This window comes from Streptococcus sp. HMSC065E03 (assembly GCF_001815045.1).
In the GTDB taxonomy this organism is placed as follows: Bacteria; Bacillota; Bacilli; order Lactobacillales; family Streptococcaceae; genus Streptococcus; species Streptococcus parasanguinis_AD.
The window spans coordinates 1-284 of sequence record NZ_KV818835.1 but is presented as its reverse complement, the minus strand read 5'-3'; the positions used below and the strand labels follow the sequence as shown (position 1 = coordinate 284).

Below are 284 nucleotides of genomic sequence, written 5' to 3'. Positions count from 1 at the left end.
ACAAGTTTGTAGATGTATGTAACATCTTTACGTCCTTCAACCACTTTACCAGTTGTTGGGTCTGTTGATTCAAGGTGACCTTGAGTATCTACTTTACCAACTGTGTAGTTTCCGACTGGTACGATTTCGTAAGTTTTACCTTCGAATTTAATGTACTGTGGACGGTTATCTTCAACAGTATTGTAGTCTTTACCTACTGGTTGGTCTAACTCATCTGTTACTGATTGTTTAATTGTGTTACCTTCAGTATCTTTGTAGTGTACGTATACGCTACCCTTAGGTTG

Annotated in this window: 1 protein-coding gene; it reads right to left on the bottom strand. The window is 38.0% G+C overall.

Going from position 1 to position 284, the window contains the following annotated elements; translation table 11 throughout:
* The coding region (locus HMPREF3002_RS00090) for a MucBP domain-containing protein (protein WP_176745545.1) at window positions 1-284 on the bottom strand (284 nt) is incomplete at both ends.